18 protein-coding genes are annotated in these 22,467 nt (G+C 65.2%); 11 read left to right on the top strand and 7 right to left on the bottom strand.

What is annotated here, in order from left to right; all coding sequences use genetic code 11:
• Positions 1 to 246: 246 nt before the first annotated feature.
• Complete coding sequence (locus tag Q7V46_RS03215; protein WP_304912068.1) at positions 247 to 1,518, top strand: mechanosensitive ion channel family protein; 1,272 nt, start codon at positions 247 to 249, stop codon at positions 1,516 to 1,518.
• A gap of 292 nt (positions 1,519 to 1,810) precedes the next feature.
• Positions 1,811 to 2,965 carry an MFS transporter gene (locus tag Q7V46_RS03210; RefSeq protein WP_304912076.1) on the top strand — a complete coding sequence of 385 codons (1,155 nt, stop codon included), beginning with the start codon at positions 1,811 to 1,813 and terminating at the stop codon, positions 2,963 to 2,965.
• Between the two features lie 140 nt (positions 2,966 to 3,105).
• Here the strand turns inward: Q7V46_RS03210 and Q7V46_RS03205 are convergent, their stop codons facing one another.
• Positions 3,106 to 4,461 (bottom strand): chloride channel protein, encoded by a 1,356-nt coding sequence (locus Q7V46_RS03205; protein WP_304912067.1) that lies wholly within the window; start codon positions 4,459 to 4,461, stop codon positions 3,106 to 3,108.
• A 144-nt stretch (positions 4,462 to 4,605) separates the two neighbouring features.
• Here Q7V46_RS03205 and ssb point away from each other — a divergent pair, with 144 nt between their 5' ends.
• Both ssb and Q7V46_RS03195 read left to right on the top strand, forming a co-directional pair.
• The gene (gene ssb, locus Q7V46_RS03200; RefSeq protein ID WP_304912066.1) at positions 4,606 to 5,109 is read left to right on the top strand and encodes a single-stranded DNA-binding protein; all 504 of its coding nucleotides are present in this window, start codon (positions 4,606 to 4,608) and stop codon (positions 5,107 to 5,109) included.
• Between the two features lie 219 nt (positions 5,110 to 5,328).
• Entirely contained in the window at positions 5,329 to 6,690 is a 1,362-nt protein-coding gene (locus Q7V46_RS03195; protein ID WP_304912065.1) for a DUF3422 family protein, read from the top strand.
• Positions 6,691 to 6,704: 14 nt separating this feature from the next.
• Here the strand turns inward: Q7V46_RS03195 and Q7V46_RS03190 are convergent, their stop codons facing one another.
• The 4 genes from Q7V46_RS03190 to Q7V46_RS03175 all read right to left on the bottom strand — a co-directional run bounded on the left by Q7V46_RS03190 (position 6,705) and on the right by Q7V46_RS03175 (position 11,260).
• Positions 6,705 to 8,459, bottom strand: coding sequence for a SulP family inorganic anion transporter (locus tag Q7V46_RS03190; RefSeq protein ID WP_304912064.1), 1,755 nt, complete (start codon positions 8,457 to 8,459; stop codon positions 6,705 to 6,707).
• Between the two features lie 316 nt (positions 8,460 to 8,775).
• Complete coding sequence (locus Q7V46_RS03185) at positions 8,776 to 9,510, bottom strand: SPOR domain-containing protein (protein ID WP_304912063.1); 735 nt, start codon at positions 9,508 to 9,510, stop codon at positions 8,776 to 8,778.
• Positions 9,504 to 10,316, bottom strand: a complete 813-nt coding sequence (locus Q7V46_RS03180) for a biotin--[acetyl-CoA-carboxylase] ligase (protein ID WP_304912062.1) — start codon at positions 10,314 to 10,316, stop codon at positions 9,504 to 9,506. Before Q7V46_RS03180 ends, Q7V46_RS03185 begins: the two co-directional genes overlap by 7 nt.
• 386 nt (positions 10,317 to 10,702) lie before the next feature.
• Positions 10,703 to 11,260 (bottom strand): SET domain-containing protein, encoded by a 558-nt coding sequence (locus Q7V46_RS03175; protein WP_304912061.1) that lies wholly within the window; start codon positions 11,258 to 11,260, stop codon positions 10,703 to 10,705.
• A gap of 90 nt (positions 11,261 to 11,350) precedes the next feature.
• Here Q7V46_RS03175 and Q7V46_RS03170 point away from each other — a divergent pair, with 90 nt between their 5' ends.
• Positions 11,351 to 14,407 (top strand): DNA topoisomerase III, encoded by a 3,057-nt coding sequence (locus tag Q7V46_RS03170; protein ID WP_304912060.1) that lies wholly within the window; start codon positions 11,351 to 11,353, stop codon positions 14,405 to 14,407.
• A 17-nt stretch (positions 14,408 to 14,424) separates the two neighbouring features.
• Positions 14,425 to 15,069, top strand: coding sequence for a glutathione S-transferase family protein (locus tag Q7V46_RS03165; protein ID WP_304912059.1), 645 nt, complete (start codon positions 14,425 to 14,427; stop codon positions 15,067 to 15,069).
• A gap of 138 nt (positions 15,070 to 15,207) precedes the next feature.
• On the opposite strand, the gene Q7V46_RS03160 is transcribed toward Q7V46_RS03165, so the two are convergent.
• Positions 15,208 to 16,368: a nitroreductase family protein gene (locus Q7V46_RS03160; protein ID WP_304912058.1), complete on the bottom strand. Its 1,161-nt coding sequence runs from the start codon at positions 16,366 to 16,368 to the stop codon at positions 15,208 to 15,210.
• A 101-nt stretch (positions 16,369 to 16,469) separates the two neighbouring features.
• On the opposite strand from Q7V46_RS03160, the gene Q7V46_RS03155 reads away from it, so the two are divergent.
• The 4 genes from Q7V46_RS03155 (at position 16,470) to Q7V46_RS03140 (ending at position 19,930) form a co-directional block, all read left to right on the top strand.
• Complete coding sequence (locus Q7V46_RS03155; RefSeq protein ID WP_304912057.1) at positions 16,470 to 17,360, top strand: LysR family transcriptional regulator; 891 nt, start codon at positions 16,470 to 16,472, stop codon at positions 17,358 to 17,360.
• 42 nt (positions 17,361 to 17,402) lie between these two features.
• Entirely contained in the window at positions 17,403 to 18,329 is a 927-nt protein-coding gene (locus tag Q7V46_RS03150) for an alpha/beta fold hydrolase (RefSeq protein ID WP_304912056.1), read from the top strand.
• Positions 18,330 to 18,539: 210 nt separating this feature from the next.
• Entirely contained in the window at positions 18,540 to 19,199 is a 660-nt protein-coding gene (locus Q7V46_RS03145; protein ID WP_304912055.1) for a glutathione S-transferase, read from the top strand.
• 218 nt (positions 19,200 to 19,417) lie between these two features.
• Positions 19,418 to 19,930, top strand: coding sequence for a CZB domain-containing protein (locus Q7V46_RS03140; protein ID WP_304912054.1), 513 nt, complete (start codon positions 19,418 to 19,420; stop codon positions 19,928 to 19,930).
• Positions 19,931 to 19,981: 51 nt separating this feature from the next.
• Here Q7V46_RS03140 and Q7V46_RS03135 read toward each other — a convergent pair whose 3' ends face one another.
• Positions 19,982 to 20,776, bottom strand: a complete 795-nt coding sequence (locus tag Q7V46_RS03135) for a UPF0149 family protein (protein WP_304912053.1) — start codon at positions 20,774 to 20,776, stop codon at positions 19,982 to 19,984.
• 66 nt (positions 20,777 to 20,842) lie between these two features.
• On the opposite strand from Q7V46_RS03135, the gene Q7V46_RS03130 reads away from it, so the two are divergent.
• Positions 20,843 to 22,462, top strand: a complete 1,620-nt coding sequence (locus Q7V46_RS03130) for an FMN-binding glutamate synthase family protein (RefSeq protein WP_304912052.1) — start codon at positions 20,843 to 20,845, stop codon at positions 22,460 to 22,462.
• Positions 22,463 to 22,467: the final 5 nt, after the last annotated feature.

The raw sequence follows: 22,467 nt of genomic DNA, 5'->3' as shown, positions 1-22,467 counted from the left end.
CAAGTCCTGGCGCGCTCCCGCGCGTGTCCCTGCGAGCCGGCTCAGTTCGCCCTCAGCGCCTATGATCAGAGCGCACTGTCCGTTCAACCCATGAGCCGCTGATGGCCGACGGCCACGCGCGGCCCGGCCCGTGCGGGTGATCTCCCGGTTGGAAGGCGGCTTTGTACCCCGGCGTGTTTGTTGCCGAGCCACACAGACCCGGGGGATCGGCAGGCACGACGCACATTCCTTCTTTGTTGATTCGACATGAATTTCGACATTCCCTGGTTGTTCGAACAGGATCCCGGTGTTCAGGCCCTGGCGGGCGTGGTGGCCATGTGCGCGCTGGCCTATGTGGCGCGAGCATTGGTGCACCTGTTGCTGCAGCAGGGCTTCGGGCGTTGGGCTCAAGGCCTGCAGGGGCGATGGGCCCGGGTGATGCTGCACCGTACCGTGCTGCGACGTCTGTCGCAGATCGTCCCCTCGCTGGTGATACAGACCACGGTGGGGCTTGTTCCCCACTTGCCCGGTGCGGCGGTGAGCATCATCCGAAATGTGGCGGTGGCCGTGACGGTGCTGCACGTGGTGCGCATCCTGATGGCGCTGCTCGATGCCGTGCAGGAAGACCACGAACGCGCAGGTGAAGCCGTCACTGCCCCCGCGCGCTCGATCAAAAGCCACATCCAGCTCGGCAAGCTGGTGCTGATGCTCATCGGCAGCCTGGTCATCATCGCCGCGCTGATCGACCGCTCGCCGCTGATCCTGCTCTCTGGTCTGGGCGCCATGTCGGCCGTGTTGTTGCTGGTGTTCAAGGACACCTTGCTGTCGTTCACGGCGGGGCTGCAGCTGGCGTCGAACGACATGCTGCGCGTGGGCGACTGGATCGAGATGCCACAACTGGGGGCCGACGGCGACGTGATCGACATCGCCCTGCACACCGTGAAGGTGCAGAACTGGGACAAGACCATCACCACCATTCCCACCTGGCGCCTGATGTCGGAGAGTTTCCGCAACTGGCGTGGCATGTCGGAAGCGGGCGGGCGCCGCATCATGCGCACCATTCGCCTCGACGCTGCCTCGGTGCATTTTCTGGAGCCCAAGGACATCGACCGGCTCAGGCACATTGCCATCCTCCGGCCCTACCTGGAGCGCAAGCTGCAGGAGGTGCAGGGTACCAACGCGGAGCTGGGGCGCAAACTGGGCGACCTGGCCAAGGACCCCGCCAACCAGCGCCGCCTCACCAACCTGGGCACCTTGCGTGCCTACATCGACGCCTACCTGCGCCAGCACCCGGGCATTCACCAGGACATGACGCTCATGGTGCGGGCCATGGAGCCCTCGCCGCAAGGGGTACCCATGCAGATCTACTGCTTCACGGCCAGCACCGCCTGGGTCGTGCACGAAGGCGTGCAGAGCGACATCTTTGACCACCTGCTGGCGATCCTGCCGGAATTTGGTCTGCGCCTGTTCCAGGAGCCGACCGGACACGACATTGCCGATGGGGTGCGTTCCGGGTTGGCATTGGCTGCCCGGGACTGATTTCCGCCAGCTGCTGCGGTCTGACAGCTGGGCACGCGCTTGGGGTCGCTGCCGCTGCCGGGGAACCCGCGCAGGTTGGCGAGCAAGGTCTTTGACGCACAATACCTCTCGAGCGAGGGCTCCGACCTGTCGGTCGCACGGCAGGTTCGACCCCGGTGCAGCCTCGATCACGACCGCGCGCCGAATGGCCGTTCTCGCCTGGATTTTTCCGCTTTCTCCCTTCCTGCCCGCCCCGTTCGTGTCGATTTCCACCACCGCCGCATCCGGCAAACAGACCCTCGGCGGTGTCCCCATGACGCCGACCGAGCGCCGCGCCAGCGGTTCGCTGGCTTCCATCTACGCCCTGCGCATGCTCGGGCTGTTTCTGGTGCTTCCTGTGTTCGCGCTGGAAGCCCGCCACTATCCTGGAGGCGACAACCCGATGCTGGTGGGTCTGGCCATGGGCATTTATGGACTCACGCAGGCCATGCTGCAGGTGCCCATGGGCATCGCGTCGGACCGGCTGGGGCGCAAGCCGGTGATTCTTTTTGGTCTGCTGCTGTTTGTGCTGGGCAGCCTGCTGGCGGCCTGGGCGCCCAGCCTGCCCTGGCTGGTGGCCGGGCGGGCCTTGCAGGGCGCAGGCGCCATCTCGGCGGCTGTGACCGCCTTGCTGGCCGACCTCACCCGCGACGAGGTGCGCACCAAGTCGATGGCGCTGGTGGGTATCAGCATCGCGCTGATGTTCGCGCTTTCGCTGGTGCTGGCGCCTGTGCTGGTGCCGCACATCGGCTTGTCGGGCCTGTTTTTCATGACCGCTGCCATGGCCGCCATCGGCATGGGCGTGGTGGCCTGGGTGGTGCCGCCCGAGCCGGTGCAGCATGTGCTGCAGTCGCGCGGTGGTCTGCGCGAGGTGCTGGCCGATGCCGAACTGCTTCGGGTGGACCTGGGCGTGTTCGTGCTGCATGCGGTCCAGATCGCCATGTGGCTTTCTGTGCCAGCGCTGCTGATCGAGGCCGGTGTGTCCACCGCCGAGCATTGGAAGGTGTACCTGCCGGCCGTGCTGGGTTCGCTGCTGGTCATGGGCGGCCTGCTGTTCCGGCTGGAGCGCAAAGGGTACTTCCGCGCGGTGTACCTGGGTTCGATCGCCATCATCGTGATGGTGCAGCTGGGCTTTCTGCTGAGCCTGCAGGCGCCGTCGCTCTGGGCAGTGGCGGCCTTGCTCACGCTGTACTTCGTCGGCTTCAACACCCAGGAAGCCAGCCAGCCCAGCCTGGCCTCCCGGCTGGCCAAGCCACACCAGCGCGGCGCGGCGCTGGGGGTTTACAACACCCTGATGTCGCTGGGCATCTTCGCCGGCGGGGTGCTGGGCGGAGTGGTGGTGAAACTGGCGGGCAGCGCCGGCATCTTCACGGCCAGCGCGGTGCTGATGCTCGTCTGGCTGGTGCTGGCCTGGCCGATGAAGAAATAGCCCACCCCTGCGCTGCGCTGTCGGCGAGTCACCCCCTCAATGGGGCAACACCAGCGGCCTGGCATGGCCAATTCCGCGGTGTTTTCTGGACCCGGGCATTTCACTCCGGATGCCGCACCCAGGGGACAAATCAGGCTGCCTCAGGCCTGAGGGCTTGTTGGCTTCGGGGCCAGGGAACGCATCATCAGCACCGACATCGTGCTGTACAACGGCCGGCTGATCATGCGCGAGACCAGGCTGGCCACCAGCGCGCACGCCATCAGGCTGAGCACCATGCTGTGGCCATCGGTCATTTCCATCACGATGATCATGGCGGTGATGGGGGTCTGCGTCACTGCCGCCAGAAAACCGCACATGCCCAGGGCGATCAGGGCGGGGCCGTGGGGGGAATTGAGCAGCCAGGCCACGTCGGCCCCCAGCCCGGCGCCCAGCGACAGGCTGGGGCCGAAGATGCCACCAGGCACGCCCGCCCAGGCCGACAGCCACGATGCGATGAACTTCAGTGCGGTGAACAGCAGCGGCTGCTGTGCCTGCGCGGCGCTGCCGGCAGTGGCCAGTTCCAGCAGGTCGCGCGTGTGTTCATGGCCCACGCCCACGGCCGCCCCGCCACTGACCACGGCGATCACCGCCACCGCGAAGCCGCAGATCGCCGCGAACGTGACCGGGCGCTTGCGGCGGTAGGCGCAAAAGCGGTCGGGCAATCCGGTGAACGAGGCCAGCATGAGGCGCGAGAGCAGGCCGCCCAGCAGGCCGCAGCCGAGGGCGACCACCGCGCCGGGTGCCAGCAGGTTCCACCACGACACGCCCTCGGCCCGCACGCGCCCGAAGTACGACAGGTTGCCAAATGCCGACACGGCGACCAGACCAGCGACCACGATGGCGGCCAGCATCAGGCCGCTGCTGCGCTCCTGCAGCCGGCGCGAGAGTTCTTCAATGGCGAACACGATGCCGCCCAGCGGTGTGTTGAAGGCGGCCGCGATGCCGGCCGCGCCACCGGCCACCAGCAATTCGCGGTCGCTGATGCCCGACCGTGGCGACAGCCAGCGCCGCGCGTGCAGCATGACCCCGGCCGCCACCTGCACCGACGGGCCTTGACGGCCGATCGACAGGCCCGCCAGCAAACCACCAGAGACCGCGAGCACCTTGGCCGCGCTCAGCTTGAGCGAAATGAAACGCGATCGTTCGCTGATGGGCGTCTCAGGCGCCAGCGCCGTGAGCAATTGGGGAACGCCCGAGCCGGCAGCCCCGGGTGCCCAGCGGCGCACCAGCCAGACCACCAGGGCGGTGACCGCGGGCGTCCAGATCAGGGGCGCCCACCAGGCGCTGCTGCGCAGGCTGTGGTAAAGACCGATGGCGGCATCGGCCAGCAGGGTGAAGCCCACCACGGCCAGACCGGCAAAAACGGCGTAGGTGATGACGATGACCCGGTCCAGCCATTGGCGACCCCCGCCCATCTCGTCGCGCAGGTTCTGCAGGAAATCCGGTTCGCCTTTCATGGACAGTCAGTGTAGGGCCTTCGCGGTCCTGTACAGGCTTGACCGCCCGGCGGACGCGGGCAAGCGTTGGACTTGCGGCACAATGACCGATCGTTTGCGGTGCCCCAGGCGGCCGCTCACCGGTTTCTCTCTTAGGACATCACCATGGCATCCGTCAACAAAGTCATCCTCGTCGGCAACTGCGGCCGCGATCCTGAAATCCGTTACCTGCCCTCGGGCCAGGCCGTGGCCAACGTCAGCGTGGCCACCTCCAGCCGCCGCAAGGACAAGAACAGCGGTGAGATGATCGAAGACACCCAGTGGCACCGCATCACCTTCTACGACCGTCTTGCCGAAATTGCCGGTGAATACGTGAAGAAGGGCCGTCCCATCTATGTGGAAGGTCGCCTGAAGTACGGTACCTATGTGGACAAGGCCACCGGCGTGGAAAAGAACACCGTCGACATCATTGCCACCGAACTGCAGTTGCTCGGCGGCCGTGAAGGCATGGGCGGCGGCGGGGGCGAAGAGGGGGGCGGTGGTGGTTATTCACGCCCGGCCGCAGCTCCCCGCCAGGCTGCACCGGCGGCGCCCCGTCAGGCACCGGCGCCTGCACCGGCCCGGCAGTCCAGCGGCTTCGACGACATGGACGACGACATTCCGTTCTGAGCCGGTGTCCCGGCAGGCTGCCTCAACGCAACAGACAACAGCCCGTGGTGCCATCGCCCCGGGCTTTTTTCATCTGGCCATCAACCTGTGTGGCGTCGAGCGCGCAGCAGGCAATGACCCTGGCGCTGCAGGCGCTCCCGCTTCGCATACATTCGGCCCATGGCTTCGCGGCCAATTCCTGACCCGCCCGGCGGGTTGTTGTTTGCTGGTGTCCTGACCATGAACCCACCCGACGATCTTTCTGTCTCCGAACCCCGGTTCACCGACGTCTTGCCACCCGACGATCCTTTGCGCGAAGAGCTGCACAACGAAGTGCATGCCCGGCCTTCCGCCCGTATCCGGTTGCCGGTACTGATCGTGTTTGTTGCGGTGCTCAATGAGGGCGTGAGCCGCGAACGGGAGTGTGAGCACCTGCGTCGCCTGCCGGGTCAGGAGGGTCTGCCGCTGGAGCGCCTCAAGGGCAATTTCGTGCGTCTGCGGTTCGGCGACCACACGCTGAAGTGGGAGCGGCACAGCGAGTTCACACGCTACTCCATCGTGCAGCCGCTGCCAGAAGGCGTGGGGCTGGGCACCAGCGACCCGGTGTTGCTGGATGCGCTGGTCACCCCGCCGGGCTGGCTGCGCGACATCCCCGGCCGCACGGTGGCGGCCATCAAGATGGTGATGCTGCAGGCCGATCTGCCCGACCCGACCCCGCAGGCACAGGCCGTTCTCATGGCGCAGGCCCAGCAGTGGTTCGGCGGTCGTACCGTGGTTGCCTCGCAGCTGGGTGGCGGTCATTCCTGGGCGCTGACCGATTTCCGGCTCAACGCTTCGGGCTTCGAGCGCATTCTGGTCATCACCCCGCCCGGCACCACTGAAACCCGTGCCGGACGCATTTCGCAGCGCCTGTTTGAAGTGGAGACTTACCGCCTGATGGCGCTGCGTGGGCTGCCGGTGGTCAAGGCGCTGGCGCCCATGCTGGCCGATGCCGAAGCCCAGTTGTCGCTGATCACGGCCCAGTTGGAGAACAAATCCACGTCCGAACAACAGCTGCTTGACCAACTGGTGGCGTTGGCCGCGCGCGTGGAGCGCGCCACCGCCGAAAACGTGTACCGCTTCTCGGCCACCCGCGCTTACGACGATCTGGTGAGCCAGCGCATTGCCGAACTGCGTGAGAAGCCGATTCCCGGCACACAGACCATCGGGGAATTCATGCAACGCCGGCTGTCCCCCGCCATGGCGACGGTGGCGGCCACCGCGCAGCGCCTGGCTTCGCTGTCTGAAAGGGTGTCACGCGCCAGCGCCCTGCTGCGCACCCGGGTCGACATCGTCACCGAAGCGCAGAACCAGCAACTGCTGGAAAAACTCACACGCGGGCAGGAACTGCAGTTGCGCCTGCAGAGCACGGTGGAAGGCCTGTCCATCGCTGCGATCTCATATTACGTGGTCAGCCTGCTCCTGTACGCAGCCAAGGCCGGCAAGGCCGCGGGCCTGCCGATTCAACCCGAAGTGGCGGTGGGCGCGCTCATTCCTCTGGTGCTGTGGGCGGTTTGGCGCACCACGCGGCGCATCCACGACAAGCTCAAGCGGGTGGATTGAAGCTGGCTGCGATCTCAGGACTGCGGCATTTCTGAAGGCGCAGTCAACGCCGTCACCGCCTGGTGGTGGGTGAAGAACACCTGTCCGGTCAGGTGGTCCAGAAAGTCGCTGCGCTTGAGCCGGTCCATGACCGGTCCCTTGACTTCGCTCAGGTGCAACAGCACACCGGCATCCCTGAGTCGTTGCACGATGGTGCCCAGGCTTTCCAGCGCGCTGGCATCGATGTCGTTCACGGCGGTGCACTGCAACACCACGTGCTTCACGGTGGGGTTCAGTGCCACCAGCGCGGCCACATGGTCTTCGAGGAAGCGGGCGTTGGCGAAATACAGGCTTTCGTCGACCCGCAATCCCAGGATTTCCGGGTGCGTTTCCACTTCATGGCGGTGCACATTGCGGTAGTGCTCGGTGCCCGGCACCCGGCCCACGGTGGCGATGTGGGGCCTGCTGCTTCGCCAAAGGTGCAGCAACAGCGAAACCAGCACACCCACCACCAGGCCTGACACCAGATCGATGAGCAGCGTGACGACAAAGGTCAGTGCCTGCGCAGCGAAGTCGACCCTGGAATACCGCCAGACGCGCCGAAACGAAGGTATGTCCACCAGGCTGTAAACAGCCACCACGATGGTGGCCGCCAGCACCGCCAAAGGCAGATTGCGCAGATAGGGCGTGAAGAACAGGGCGGTGGCGGCCAGCATCAGGGCGGTGTAGATGCCCCACGCTGCCGTGCGTCCACCACCGTCCGCAGCCACCACCGTTCGTGAGAAGCTGGCACCAATGGAGAACCCGCCGGTCAAGCCCGAGGCGAAATTCGCGGCGCCCAGACCGCGCATCTCGGCGTTCGGGTCGATGCGTTCGCGCCGGCGCGATGCGAAGGTTTGCGCTACTGATACCGACTCCACGAACGACACCAGACTGATCAACAACGCCGGAAGGAACAGGGCCTTGACCAAGGGCCACCAGTCGGCCGCCAGGGGGCTCAGGTCCAGTGTGGGCAACCCGCCGGGGATCAAGCCCACCACCGCCAGGCCTTGTTGCTCCCAACCCAGCAAGGTGGTCAGCACGATGCTCAGCACCAGCAGGAGCAGGGGCGCGGCTTTGGTGACCAGGTCGGCCGGTGTTGCGGCCAGGCCCATGGTCATCATCAGACGCTTGAGGTGAAAGCGGATACCCAGCAACGCGCCGATGGCCACCACGCCGACCCCCAGCGTCAATCCGTGCACCGCCGACCATTGGCTGGCCACCTGACCAACCAGTGTCACCACGTCGTGTCCCCGCAGTGGAAGGCCCAACAAGTGCTGCAGCTGGCTGCCGATGATCAGAATGCCCGAAGCCGAGATGAAACCCGAGAGCACCGGGTGGCTCAGAAAGCCCGAGACAAAACCCATGCGCAGCGCACCCATGACCAGCAACAGGGTACCCACCAGCAAGGCCAGCACCGCACTCGCAGCGATGAAGCTGGCCCCACCCACGGCCACCACGGCACCCACCGCAGCGGCCGACATGATGGAACGCAACGCCGCCGGCCCCACCGCCAGCACAGGGCTGCTGCCCATGAAGGCGTACACCACCAGCGGCAGCATGCTCGCGTACAGCCCCGTGACCGCCGGCATGCCCGCCAGCATCGCATAGGCCAGGCTCTGCGGGATCAGCAGCAGGGTGACGATCGCAGCCGCCGTGAGGTCCCCCGTGAAATGCGCGCCACCATAACCCCGCACCCAGCGCAGTACCGGGAACCAGTCGTGCAGATGAGCGCTGAAGGATGTTTTCATTTGAGGGGAGCATCCCGCCGGCGCGCGCAATGCGACGAATGAGATGACTCCATCCAGGGGCACCACAGAACCTTTGCCGGGCTGCGGGTGCCGTCCCCCTCCCGCCGAAGGCGAAGAGAGGGGAAATACGCGCAGCGGCGCAGGGGGTGTACCGAGTCTTTCCGGCGCGCAATGCCTCGTTCCAGGGCACCCGTGGAACCGGCTTCGCAGGGCCACAGGGTGCGTCCCCCCTCCAAGCCGAAGGCGCCAGAGAGGGGGGAAGCTGCGCAGCAGCGCAGGGGGGAGTACCGAATCCAGCGGCGCAGGGGGGTGTCACCTAATCACACCGCTGCAAAACCTTGCCCGCCAGAGGCCCTCCGATGCTCTCAACGGCCGAACGCTGGGCCGCTGTGACCGCGGGCAAGCGCAGGCTGTAGCTGAGGCTTTCTGGTCGTTCCTGTGCCACCCGTGCGGTGCGCACACCTTTTCGCGTCAAGTCCTGCATGCCTTGCTCGGCGGCCTCTTCGCTGGAGAAGGTGCCCAGCGCGAGACCTGGACCCAGCGAAGGGATGGAGACTTCGCGAAAGTCCACATTGATGTCACGCAGTTCGGTTTTCTTGCGGGCCATCTGCTCGCTGTCGAAGCGACCCATGTAAACCACCCAGCGCCCGGTTGAGCGCACCTCGTTGACCTGCCATGCATGGCTGGGCCAGCCCAGCATGCCAAGCGCTGCACGCAGTCCCTCCGCCTGATTGGCGCTGAAACCACCCACCTGCCAGCAGGTCGCATCGGGCGCGGCCACTGCCTGCGGGACACCAGCGGGAAGCGGGCTCTGTGCTGTGCGTTCAACGGCGGGCGAACCCTGAGCGCCGGGTACCGTTGCGGACACCGCAGGTTCGGCCCCTTGTGGTCCATTGAGCAGGCGAAGCAGCTCGGGTCGAATCTGGGTCTCCAGGCGCTCTGGTTCATTCTCCACGCGTGGAGCCAGACCCACCGAATCGAAGTGACCCTGAGACCACATGAAGTAACCCACATTGCCCAGCAGCAACAACCAGATCGCCCACTTCAGCATGGGCGAACACTCACTTCCGAACTGGTGATGTGGCGCATGCCTTGTGCGGTCAGGACCATCAACGCGCCGTCGGCATCGACGCCATGGGCCGTGCCCTCGGTGCCGTCCGACAGGCGCACCGCGCGGTTGCGCAGCGCGTCGCGCTGGGCGAAACGCTCCTCAAACGCCGTGAAACCACTGGATGCAAAGGCTTGCAGATCATGTACCAGCGGGGCAACCACCCGCTGCAGCACTTCACCCGCGTCCACGCCCACCAGCACCTCGGCCAGGCCGGCGGGCTCCATCGGCTGCGGTGCTCCGGCGGTGTGAGAAAGCGAGGTCAACGCTGTTGACAAAGGCCGGGCAATGTTGATGCCCACCCCCACGACCACCAGCCGAGGCTGTGGGGCGGACGCTGTGGAGATCGTCCCCGAACCCGCCGTTTCCACCAGAATACCGCCCAGCTTGCGTTCGTACAGCCAGAGATCGTTGGGCCACTTCAGGCGCACATCGGCATGAAGACTGTTCGCAAGGCTCACCCCCACCGCCAGTGAAAGCCCAGACCAGTTCACTGGCGCCACGGGCATCGCCAGCGAAAAGGTCAGCGACTGGCCGGGCCGGCTGTGCCAATTGCGGCCGAGCCGGCCACGGCCGGCCGTCTGCTCCTCGGCCACCAGCAGCAACGGCTCCAGCAAGCCGTCGCGCGCACGGCGCATGAGCTCGCTGTTGGTGGAGTCGATGCTGCGCAGCACCTCCACTGTGAAACCGGGCGTGGAAGGCACCACCGCCTCCCAGATGGCCTCGGCGTGGGCGAGCAGTTCAGCCATGTCTGGACAAGCGCCTGGCGGGTGACGACATATCAGGGCCTCGGCGCCAAGCAACAGATTGGATTGGCGAGAGAACTTCAACAGGTTCAGTCCGAACGTTGCTATTTGAGCCTTTGGAAGCGCACCCGGGAGGGTGACGCGAAGCGGCGCGGGGGTCCGGCCATCCTTCCGGAGCGAGGTGCCTCTCATCCAGCGACACCCAGGATCCGGCTTTGCCGGTCCGAAGGTGTGCCCCTTTGAGGGGGTGACGCGAAGCGGCGCGGGGGTCCGGCCATCTTTCCGGAGCGAGGCGCCTCTCATCCAGCGACACCCAGGATCCGGCTTTGCCGGTCCGAAGGTGTGCCCCCTTGAGGGGGTGACGCGAAGCGGCGCGGGGGTGTTCCATTTCAGCCCAGCTTCGACGATCGGCCTGGCCGGCGCGGCGCCAGCAGCGTGCCCCGGCAGACTTTGGCGCCACACCAGCACGGGTACTGGGCCTTGAGCTGGACCGTGTACGGCTCGTCAATCACCAATCCATAGTCGTAGAACAGTTCTTGCCCGGCAGGGATGTTGCGCCTGGCGCGAATGAACACCCGCCCCTCGTCCACCTCGGCTTCGCAATTCGGGTCGCAGCTGTGGTTGATCCAGCGCGAAGAGTTGCCACCGAACTTCGCGTCGATCACATGATCTTCATCGATATGAAAATAGAAGGTGTGATTCGGATCGCTCGGGTCATGTGGGTGCCTGCGCAGGGCTTCGTCCCAGGTAATGATCTCGCCCACATATTCGATCAGGGTCTCGCCTTCGGCCAGATCCACCACCGCGTAGACCCCTTTGCCGTGCACGCCGGAACGCCGCGTCTGAATCCGGCGCGAGCCCGAAGCCTTTGCTGCTGGGGCCGCAGCGACTTCTGGCAGCGGTTTGCGGGGGCTCTTGGCGAAACCAGGGGTTTTCGTCACGGCCATATTTTTTGGTAAGGTTGTTTCATGCAGGTGCGCGCGAGTGTGCGCGTGCCCATGTGCGCGTGTACACGCGCGTGAAAGCAGATTGTAGAGATGAAAACTGCAGGTTTCGCTAAAACTGAAGGTTCTGCCAAAACGCTGGTCATAGCCGAAAAGCCGTCCGTGGCCCAGGACATCGTGCGCGCACTGACGCCGGTGGCGGGCAAATTCGACAAGCACGACGACCACTTCGAGAACGAGCGCTACGTGGTCACCTCGGCCGTGGGCCACCTGGTGGAGATCGCCGCGCCCGAAGAATTCGACGTCAAGCGTGGCAAGTGGAGTTTTGCCCACCTGCCCGTGCTACCGCCCTACTTCGAGCTCAAGCCGATCGACAAAACCAAGTCTCGCCTGTCGGCCGTGGTGCGGCTGGCCAAGCGCAAGGACGTGGGACAGCTCATCAACGCCTGTGACGCGGGCCGCGAAGGCGAACTCATCTTCCGACTGATTGAACAGTACGCCGGTGGCTTCAAGAACGGTGGCTACCAGGGGCTGGGCAAGCCGGTACAGCGCCTGTGGCTGCAATCCATGACGCCGGCGGCCATTCGCGACGGCTTCGAGAGCCTGCGCAGTGACGCGCAGATGCGCGGCCTGGCCGACGCGGCGCGCAGCCGTTCCGAAGCCGACTGGATGGTCGGCATCAACGGCACGCGTGCCATGACCGCTTTCAACTCGCGCGACGGTGGCTTCTTCCTCACCACGGTCGGTCGGGTGCAGACTCCCACGCTGTCCATCGTGGTCGAGCGCGAAGAAAAGATCCGGGCCCACCGCAGCCGCGACTACTGGGAAATCCATGGCAGCTTCCTGGCCGAAGCCGGCGAGTATCCAGGCAAGTGGTTCGACCCGGCCTTCAAGAAACCCACCGGCGACGACGCCGACCTGGAAGTGCGCGCCGACCGCGTGTGGAGCCAGCGCGATGCCCTGGCCATTGCCGACGCCGTGCGCGGCAAGGCCGCCAGCGTCAAGGAAGAAAGCAAACCGACCACGCAGGCCAGCGGTCTGCTGTACGACCTGACCAGCCTGCAGCGCGAAGCCAACGGCCGCTTCGGCTTCTCGGCCAAGACCACGCTGCAGTTGGCGCAAAGCCTGTACGAGCGCCACAAGGCGCTGACCTACCCGCGGACCGATTCGCGCGCCCTGCCAGAGGACTACCTGCCCACGGTGAAGGAAACCTTCGAGATGCTGGCCAACAGCGGCATGAAGCACCTGGCGCCGCATGCACTGACCGCCCTCAACAACAACTACATCCGCCCGAGCAAGCGCATCTTCGACAACAGCAAGGTCTCGGATCACTTCGCCATCATCCCCACGCTGCAGGCGCCCAGCGGCCTGAGCGAAGCAGAGCAGAAGCTGTACGACCTGGTGGTGCGACGTTTTCTGGCGGTGTTTTTTCCCTCGGCCGAGTTCATGGTCACGACCCGCATCACGTCGGTCTCCGCAGCGCAGGGCCGCCCCAAGCCAGGAGGCGCTCCCTCGGGCGGCAGCGAACCACACGAAGTGGGGAGCGTGGGGGCTCGCGTTGTTCACCATTTCAAGACCGAAGGCAAGGTGCTGGTCAAGCCGGGCTGGATGGCGGTGTACGGCAAAGAAGCCGCCGAAGACGTGGTCGATGCCAAAGAAGGCGACAAGGGCCAGAACCTGGTGCCGGTGCGCGAAGGCGAGACCGTGCGCACCGAATCGGTGGAAGCCAGGGGCCTGAAAACCAAGCCACCTGCCCGCTACAGCGAAGCCACGCTGCTGGGCGCCATGGAAGGCGCGGGCAAGCTCGTGGATGACGACGAACTGCGCGAGGCCATGCAGGAAAAAGGCCTGGGTACACCTGCCACCCGCGCAGCCATCATCGAAGGCCTGCTGACCGAAAAATACATGTTCCGCGAAGGCCGCGAGATCATCCCCACGGCCAAGGCTTTCCAGCTCATGACGCTGCTGCGCGGCCTGGGTGTGGAAGAACTGTCAAAGGCCGAACTCACCGGTGAATGGGAGTACAAACTCTCGCAAATGGAGCACGGCAAGCTCAGCCGCGCGGCCTTCATGGCCGAGATTGCCGCCATGACCGAGCGCATGGTGAAGAAGGCCAAGGAATACGACCGCGATACCATCCCGGGCAACTACGCCACACTGTCCACCCCCTGCCCGAACTGCGGTGGCGTGGTCAAGGAGAACTACCGCCGCTACACCTGCACCGGCAAGGATGGCGCCAGCGAAGGCTGTGGCTTTTCGTTCGGCAAGTCGCCGGCCGGGCGCACCTTTGAACCCGAGGAAGCCGAACAGTTGCTGGCCTCCAAGAAGATCGGCCCCCTGGAAGGCTTCCGCTCCAAGGCGGGGTGGCCCTTCGTGGCCGAGATCGTGATCAAGTTCAACGAAGAAGACCAGAACTGGAAGCTCGAATTCGACTTCGGCGACGACAAGAAGGGTGAAGAGACTGGCGAACTGGTGGACTTCGCCGGCAGCGAGTCACTGGGCGCCTGCCCCAAGTGCGGCGGCGCGGTGCACGAGCATGGCAGCAACTACGTGTGTGTGAAGGCCGTGCCCACCGCCGAGCAGCCCACACCCAGCTGCGATTTCAAGAGCGGCAAAATCATCCTGCAGCAGCCGGTGGCGCGGGAGCAGATGAGCAAGCTGCTGGAAACCGGCAAGACCGACCTGCTCGACAAGTTCGTCTCCATGCGCACCCGCCGTGCCTTCAAGGCTTTTCTGGCCTGGGACAAGGAAGCCGGCAAGGTGAACTTCGAATTTGCGCCGTCCAAGTTCCCCCCGCGCAAGACCGCAGTCGGCGCGCCGGCCAAGGCCGCGCCAGCGAAGAAAGGGGCCGCGAAGAAAGCGCCGGCGGCCAAGAAAACTGCTGTCGCCAAGACGCCGAAAGCGCCCCGCAAGACCACCGTCGCCACCGGCAAACAACCCAGCGCTGCGCTGGCCGCCGTGATCGGCGAAGGTGCCGTCTCGCGCCCTGAGGTGGTGAAAAAGCTGTGGGACTACATCAAGGCCAACGGCCTGCAGGACGCGGCCGACAAACGCCGCGTCAATGCCGACGCCAAGCTGGCGGCCGTGTTCGGCAAGCCACAGGTCACCATGTTTGAAATCGCGGGCTTGCTGTCGCCCCATCTGAACTGACTTCTGGAGACAAACTCATGAGCCTGAAATTGTTCTTCGCCCCCGGCGCCTGTTCGTTCGTACCCCACGCCATGCTTGAAATGGCGGACGTGGCGTTCGAGCCTGCCATGGTCAAGCTGCACAAGGGTGAGCAGCGCAACCCCGAGTACCTTGCCCTGAATCCCCGTGGTCAGGTCCCCGTGCTGGTGGACGACGGCGAGGTGATCACCCAGATCGTCGCCATCCTGCTGTATCTGGACGAAAAAATGCCCTTGGCGGGCATCCTGCCGCCGGCCGGCGTGGCGCGTTCCCGCGCGCTGCAAAAACTGGTGTGGATGAACAACTCGGTGCACCCCACCTTCACCCACGTGTTCATGCCGGAGAAGTTCACCGACGATGCAGAGGCCCAGAAGGCCATTCGCGCGTTTGCGGTGCTCCGCTACCGCGAAATGCTGGAAGAAATCGAGGCCATGGCCGAGAAAGCCGCGCCCTGGATGGTGGGTGAGCGCCCCGGCGCGCTAGACGCTTACGCACTCACGCTGTTGCGCTGGGGGGGCTACGCCGGCATCGACCCCACCACCTTGCCCGCCACCTGGGGGCTGGTGCAGCGCTTTGCCGCGTTGCCTGCGGTGGCGCGGGCCATCGAGCGCGAGCGCCTGCAACTCAACGTATTCAAGCAGTGAAGCACCCCCGCGTCGCTTCGCGCCACCCCCTCAAGGGGGCGATACCTGTGGCCCGGCGAAGCCGGTTCCACGGTATCTCTGGACTCAGACACATCGCGCCGAAATACTTCCCTTTTTTCCAGGACATACAACTGAGGTTCAGGCCCGCATGACATGCGCATCCACCCCCCGCCGGGGCGACGGCCCAATCACTGGTGCGTGCCCCAACCGGGCCCACATCTGCACCGTGAAGCGTGGCGGCGGCGCACCCACCAGTTCATGTATTTCACGATAAAGCCTGGCCTGTTCGGGATATTCCTGCAGGGCCTGTGAGATCGGCTGCATCGACAGGCCTTGTGCCGTGGCAGCGAGTTGGGCGCGGGCCCAGGCGCGGCCGGCTTCGATCTGGGTGGCGCGGTCGTTGCCTTCGGTCACCAGCCAGTAGAACGCGGGGGTGGTGTCGATCTTGGGGTTGAAATCGTCGATCTGCATGCGGGTGGCCGAATCGTCGGGGCCCGGCGGCTTGCTGCGGTCGAACAGGCCCACGGCGGCCAGTGCACGAACCAGCGGTTCGTTGAGCGAGATGCCGTCACGGTGCTGTGCGATTTCCTTGGGTCCCACGCGCAACACATGGATCGATTCCATCACCGTGCGCGGTGTCACCAGCTCGATGCGCCAGGCTTCCTTGGCGATGCGCCGGTGCTCGGCGATGGCGTCTGTCTGCGACGCCAGCACGAAGCCGGTGCGCATGCGCGTCGGAGATGTGCTGGCTGCGATGGCCGTCAGCGCTTCAGGCGCTGGCTCGCGGGATTCGTAAGCTTCGCGGTTGGTGCGTCGGTGGAATACCTGCTGGAACAAGGGGTCTCGCGTCACGCCCGCATCGGGTGCCAGTCGGATCTGTGCCGTGGGTCGTCCGTCCACCGCGGTCGGCCCGAACACGCCTTGCGGAAATGGCGTTATCTCGGCGCGCAGGCCTTTTTCCCGTGCGGCCAGGTCCAGCAGCTCCAGGAAGGTGCCCTGGCTCATCATCATCTGGCGCGAGAACGGATCGGTCTCTGGCAACAGGCGGGTGCGGTCAATGTAAAGGGTGATCACATCAGGCACCGACAGGTCCACCAGCCAGCTCTGCAGGTTGTGGGAATGTGGCGCCAGGATGGCGTGGCCAAGCACCCAGCGGCGCGGGTCGGACTCAATACCTGGCCCGTTCCAGGCGACGATGGCTTCGGGTGGCAGCGCGCTGCTGCAGCCGACCAGGGTGGTGGCGGTGGCTGCGGCAATGGCGCCTCCGCCGGCGAGGCGAATGAACTGTCTGCGTTGCATGGTGAACTCCTTCGGCACCGACCACCGGTGCCATGGCACGCATTGTCGAAAGCCCTCGCGTCATACACAATAGCTCATATTCGAACACCAGCCATGCACGAATGAATACCAGTGATTTCAACTGGACGCTCATCCGATCCTTTCTCGCTGCGCTTGACCGGGGCAGTCTGATGGCCGCGGCACGCTCGCTGGGAACCACGCAACCCACGGTGGGGCGCCACATCGGCGAGCTGGAATCCCAGCTGGGCGTGGTGCTGTTCGAGCGCACGGGGCGGGGGCTGGAGCCCACCCTGCATGCGCAGCGCCTGGCCGACGCCGCACGCGCCATGGCGAGCGCCGCCGATCAGCTCGCGCGCCAGGCTTCCGGTGCTCAGAATGACGGGGGCGGGACGGTGCGCATCAGCGCCAGCCAGCCGGTGACCTGTGTGCTGTTGCCGCCCGTGCTGCTCCAGATGCGGCTCGCCTTGCCCGACATCCAGATCGACCTCGTGTCCAGCAATGCAGTGAGCAACCTGCTGCAACGCGAGGCCGACATTGCACTGCGCATGGTGCGGCCCGACCAGGCTTCTCTCGTGTGTAAACGCATCGGCCAGGTCGCCATCGGCACCTATGCCCATCGCGACTACCTGCGCCGCCGGGGCACGCCGCGTGCGCCCGCAGATCTGCTGACACACGACCTGATCGGCAACGACCGCAACACCGATATCGTTCGCGGCTTTGCCGACATGGGTTTTTCGATCAAGCGAGAAGACTTCGCCGTGCGCACCGACGACCTCAACGCCTACCATGCCGCCGTGGGTGCGGGTCTGGGGGTGGGCTTTCTCCCGCGCTACGCGGCGCGTCTGAATCCGGACCTGGTGCCGTTGCTGCCCCTGTTGTCCATACCCCCGCTGCCCATGTGGCTGGCGGTGCACCGCGAAATTCGAAGCAACCCGCGCATTCGTCAAGTCTGGGACTTCCTGGCCCAGGCCCTGCCACAGGCGCTGACCTGAAACCCCTACCTCACCCCTCTGCGCAGCAGGAGCACAACCCCCATGGACACAGACTGGTTTGATGGATTCGAACAGCTCACCGTACTGACCGCCGGCGAGCAGACCACGGTGCGGGTGGGCGGCCGGATCGACGGCCCGCCATTGGTCCTGTTGCACGGTTTCCCGCAGACCCATGTGATGTGGCACCGGGTGGCACGCCTGCTGGCGGCTGATTACCGGCTGGTGCTGCCCGATCTGCGCGGCTACGGTGATTCTTCGCACGCCAAGGGGCTGCCAGACCACAGCAACTACAGCAAGCGCGCCATGGCGCAAGACGTGATCGAGGTCGCCAACGCGCTGGGCATTGACGCCTTTTTTCTCTGCGGCCACGACCGGGGCGGCCGCGTGGCGCACCGGCTCGCGCTGGACCACCCCACACGCGTGCGCAAGCTGTGCCTGATCGACATTGCACCCACGCTGGACATGTATGAGCGCACCGACATGGCCTTCGCCCGCGCCTACTACCACTGGTTCCACCTGATCCAGCCCGCGCCGCTGCCCGAGCTCATGATCGGCGGCAACGCGCGCGCCTACCTCTACACCAAGCTCGGTGGCTGGGGCACGGCACCGGCAGCCGACAGCGTCGCGGCGGTACGACTCCCCCACATCGAGCCGCAGGCCCTGGCCGAGTACGAGCGCTGCTTCTGCCGTGCCGAATCCATCCACAGCGCCTGCGAGGACTACCGCGCCAGCGCCGGCATCGACCTCGAACACGACCGCGCCAGCCGCAGCCAGGGCGAGAGCATCGCCTGCGACACCCTGGTACTGTGGGGCGAGCGTGGCGTGGTGCACCGGCTCTTCGATCCGCTGGCCTTGTGGCGGGCTCGCTGCAGCGCTCTCGTGACCGGACATGCGCTGCCCGCCGGTCATTTCATTCCGGAGGAATTGCCAGAGGCCACCGCCGATGCGCTGCGTGCGTTCATGCAATGAAACCCGAAACACCCCCGCTCCGCTTCGCGTCACCCCCTCAAGAGGGCGGCACGGGCCGTCCGGCCTGGGCTTGTCGAAGGGCGTCCCGGCGGTGCCTCTGGATGGGACCGTTTCATGCGTCTTGGGTCGCGCGCTGCGCGTTGGAACAACTGGGGTGAATACGCTTCTGCTCGTTGTTCCTGTCTGTTTTTTCTGCCACTGAAAGTCACCATGCTCACCGTTCACCACCTCAACAACTCCCGTTCACAGCGCGTGCTCTGGATGCTCGAAGAACTGGGGGTGCCCTACGAAATCCAGCGCTACGAGCGGGACCCCAAAACCATGCTGGCGCCGGCTGAGCTGCGCAAAGTGCATCCCCTGGGCAAGTCGCCAGTGTTGACCGATGGAATCGCCACGCTGGCCGAGTCGGGTGCCATCCTCGAGTACCTGGTCGAACGCTACGGCGAAGGCCGCTACTCGCCCGCGCCCGGCACGCCCGAGCACCTGCGATACCGCTACTGGATGCACTACGCCGAAGGCTCACTCATGCCACCGCTGCTGTTAAAGCTGGTGTTCGACAAGGTGGAAAAGGCGCCATTGATCGTGCGCCCGGTGGCCAAGGCGATCTCGGCCACGGTCAAGCGCACTTTCATCACGCCCAACCTCACACAGCATCTGAATTTCCTGGAAGGTGAACTGAAAACATCGCCCTGGTTTGCTGGCGACCGGTTCAGCGCGGCCGACGTGCAGATGAGCTTTCCGGTCGAAGCCGCCGCCGCACGGGCAGGCCTGGATACCAGTCGACCTTGCCTGATGGAGTGGCTCAAGCGCATCCATGGCCGCCCGGCCTACCAGCGCGCCATCGATAAAGGCGGCCCCTTCGCATTGTGAGTCCAGGCGGTCCGACCTGTCGCTTGTCACCAACCCATGCCGGCTCTTACCCCATTTGGGGGAGTCACCCGCGTGCACAGGGTCACGCGCGAGCCATCCCTGGCTCAACGCTGGCTCCAGAGCCACCTCCTTTTGTTACGCTCACCCGCATTGGTCATGCGCCATGCATTGCAACGCTCTGCTGCGCTTGGCAGCCCCCCTGCAGGGACTTTGTCGAGATGAAGATCCAGAACTTGTTCAAACGCCTGCTCAGGCCGAAGTCGAACCGTCTCAGCGCCGATGGCCAGAGTGGTGCGGCCTCCTCGCGCCATTCGGAGCAGGACCGTTCTTCGTCGCTGTCGGCACAGGACCCCGAAGAACTGCTGGCGCAAGACATCGCGAAGCTCGACATTCAGCGTGCCCTGGTGCACCATCTGGAATGGTGTGTGGTGTTCAATGAGCGCCTGCACCGCGCCAACAGCCTGCTCACCGAAACCGAGGCCCATCTGCCCGACGCGCATGAAAGCGGCCTGGGTCAGTGGCTGGCACGCGCCGCTGAACAAATCATTGGTCACCACGACATGTTTGCAGAGCTTCGACGCGAGCACGAACGTCTGCACGAACTGGCAAGCCAGGCTTTGCTGCATGCACGCAGTGGCCGCATGGACCTGGCCAGCACGCTGCTCAACACCGACTTCGAACGCAGCCGGATCCGCGTACTGGAAACCCTGCGCACGTTGCAGCGCGGCTAAGAAACCGGCCGGCGCGCGGCACATGGCGCATGCCAACGAACTGTTGCGCGGTCAGTTCAGACCGTGACACTTCTTGTACTTCTTCCCGCTACCACACCAGCACGGATCGTTGCGTCCGGGTGTTTCGGCCTTGCGCACGGTCTCCACGCGCGGCCCGATGCTCTGCCACAGCTCGCGCAGGTCGTACACCGCCCAGATGGCGGCGCCAAAGTCGTTGAGTCGCGCATCGCTCACGCTCGGGGGTCCATCTTCGGTGTGCATGGAAACCGTGGGAGGCGCTGTGTCGTCTTCGGTCAGCGACACGATGCTGCCAAGCGCCTCGTTGAGCACGGTGGCGGCTTCCTTGTCTCGCGGAGGTGCCCATTCCTCGGGCCAGTTCTCCACCACGAACATGAAGCCCAGCGCCCACACCTGCGCAAAAGCCGGCAGTTCCTGATCTCCGATCTCGGCCCTAGCGTCGTCGGGCAGGCTGGCCACCGCGCCGCGCACGTCCATCACCTCGGGTTCGTAGGTGCGCTCGTCTTCCAGCGTCTCCACATCGGACCCCAGCGCCTGTGCCACTTCGTTCCAGCGACGCGTCCACAGCGTCACGAATCGGGTGAACTGTTCTTCGTCCTGAAACTGGTTGTCGCCATCGTCGCCCGTACCCAGCAGCACGGGGAAGTACTCGCTGGGCATGATCAGCCGCCGCGTGCACAGCAGGGCCGCGATCGCGCCCTCGCAGAACTCCCATTGCGGCACATCTTCGCCACGTGTGCGCAGATCGTCCAGTATGTCTTCGAGGGCTTCGAAGTCGTCGGATGTCAAGGGCGCGTTCAGATCGGCGGGCGTGGGAGGGATGTTCATCTCGATACAGGGAGCAGGGTTCTATGATGCCCGCCAGTGTAGCCCTCTCTCTTTCTGAAAGCCCGCATGCTCGACCGTCTGAATGCCCTGTACCCCGTTCGTTACACCGCACTGGCCCTGTGTGTGGTGGGTGCATTGCTCAGCCTGTTCGCGTGGGTGGGGTTTGGCGTGGGTGGAGCGTATCTGCTGGTGCTCCTCCCGCTCTCCATCCTGGGCTTGCGCGACCTGAGGCAGACCAGAAGTTCGGTGCTGCGCAACTACCCGCTGATCGGTCATCTGCGCTTCATGCTCGAGAAAATCCGGCCCGAAATGCGGCAGTACTTTCTGGAGGCCGACAACGAGGCCACACCTTTTTCGCGCAGCCAGCGCAGTCTGGCCTATGCCCGCGCGAAGGGCGAGACCGACAAGCGCCCCTTCGGCACCCAGGTTGACCAGACCGCCAACGGCCACGAATGGCTCAACCATTCGCTGGCACCCAGCCACCTGCCTTCACACGATTTCCGCACACTGGTGGGCGGACCGGCCTGCACCCAACCTTACGACGCCAGCGTGTTCAACGTCTCCGCCATGAGCTTTGGCGCCCTTTCGGCCAACGCCATCCAGGCCCTCAACGCAGGTGCGCGGCGCGGCGGCTTCGCCCACGACACGGGTGAGGGATCGATCTCTGCCTGGCATCGCCTGCACGGCGGCGACCTGATCTGGGAAATCGGCTCGGGCTATTTCGGCTGCCGCGATGACGAAGGGCGATTCAGCGAAGACCGCTTCAGGGCCAATGCGCAAGACCCGCAAGTCAGGATGATCGAGCTCAAGCTCAGCCAGGGCGCCAAACCGGGTCATGGCGGTCTGCTGCCCGGGCCCAAGGTCACACTGGAAATTGCTGCCGCACGCGGCGTGGCTGTGGGCAAGGACTGTGAGTCACCTGCTGCCCACAGCGCCTTCGCCAGCCCGATCGAACTGCTGCAATTCATCGCCCGTCTGCGCGAACTCTCGGGCGGCAAACCGACCGGGTTCAAACTCTGCATCGGCCACCCCTGGGAGTGGTTCGCCATCGTCAAAGCCATGCTGGAAACCGGCATCACACCGGATTTCATCGTGGTCGACGGCGCCGAGGGTGGCACCGGCGCCGCGCCGCTGGAATTCACCGACCACGTGGGCGCGCCGCTGCAGGAAGGGTTGCGGCTGGTGCACAACACGCTGGTGGGGGTGAACCTGCGCGACCGCATCAAGATCGGCGCGTCCGGCAAGATCGTCAGCGCTTTCGACATCGCCAGAGCCATGGCGGTGGGCGCAGACTGGTGCAACAGCGCACGCGGCTTCATGTTCGCGCTCGGCTGCATCCAGGCCCAGACCTGCCACACCGGCAACTGTCCCACCGGGGTATCGACCCAGGACCCGGTGCGCCAGCAGGCGCTGGTGGTGCCCGACAAGACCACCCGCGTCTTCAACTTCCACCAGCAGACCCTGGAGGCGCTCAAGGAACTGGTTCAGGCCGCTGGCCTTCACCACCCGAGCGAGATCAGCGCCCATCACATCGTGCGCCGCGTGAACCAGAACGAGGTGCGCCTGCTGGCCAACCTGCTGCCCGAGGTGCCTTCGGGTTCGCTGCTGCTGGGGGCCGAAGGACAACAGGCGGTGTTCACCACCTACTGGGACAAATCCAGCGCCGGGCATTTCGGACTGGAATGAACTGC

The organism is Hydrogenophaga sp., from assembly GCF_030651625.1.
In the GTDB taxonomy this organism is placed as follows: Bacteria; Pseudomonadota; Gammaproteobacteria; order Burkholderiales; family Burkholderiaceae_C; genus Hydrogenophaga.
The sequence above is the reverse complement of the archived record's forward strand: the minus strand, read 5'-3'. Positions and strand labels throughout refer to the sequence as shown.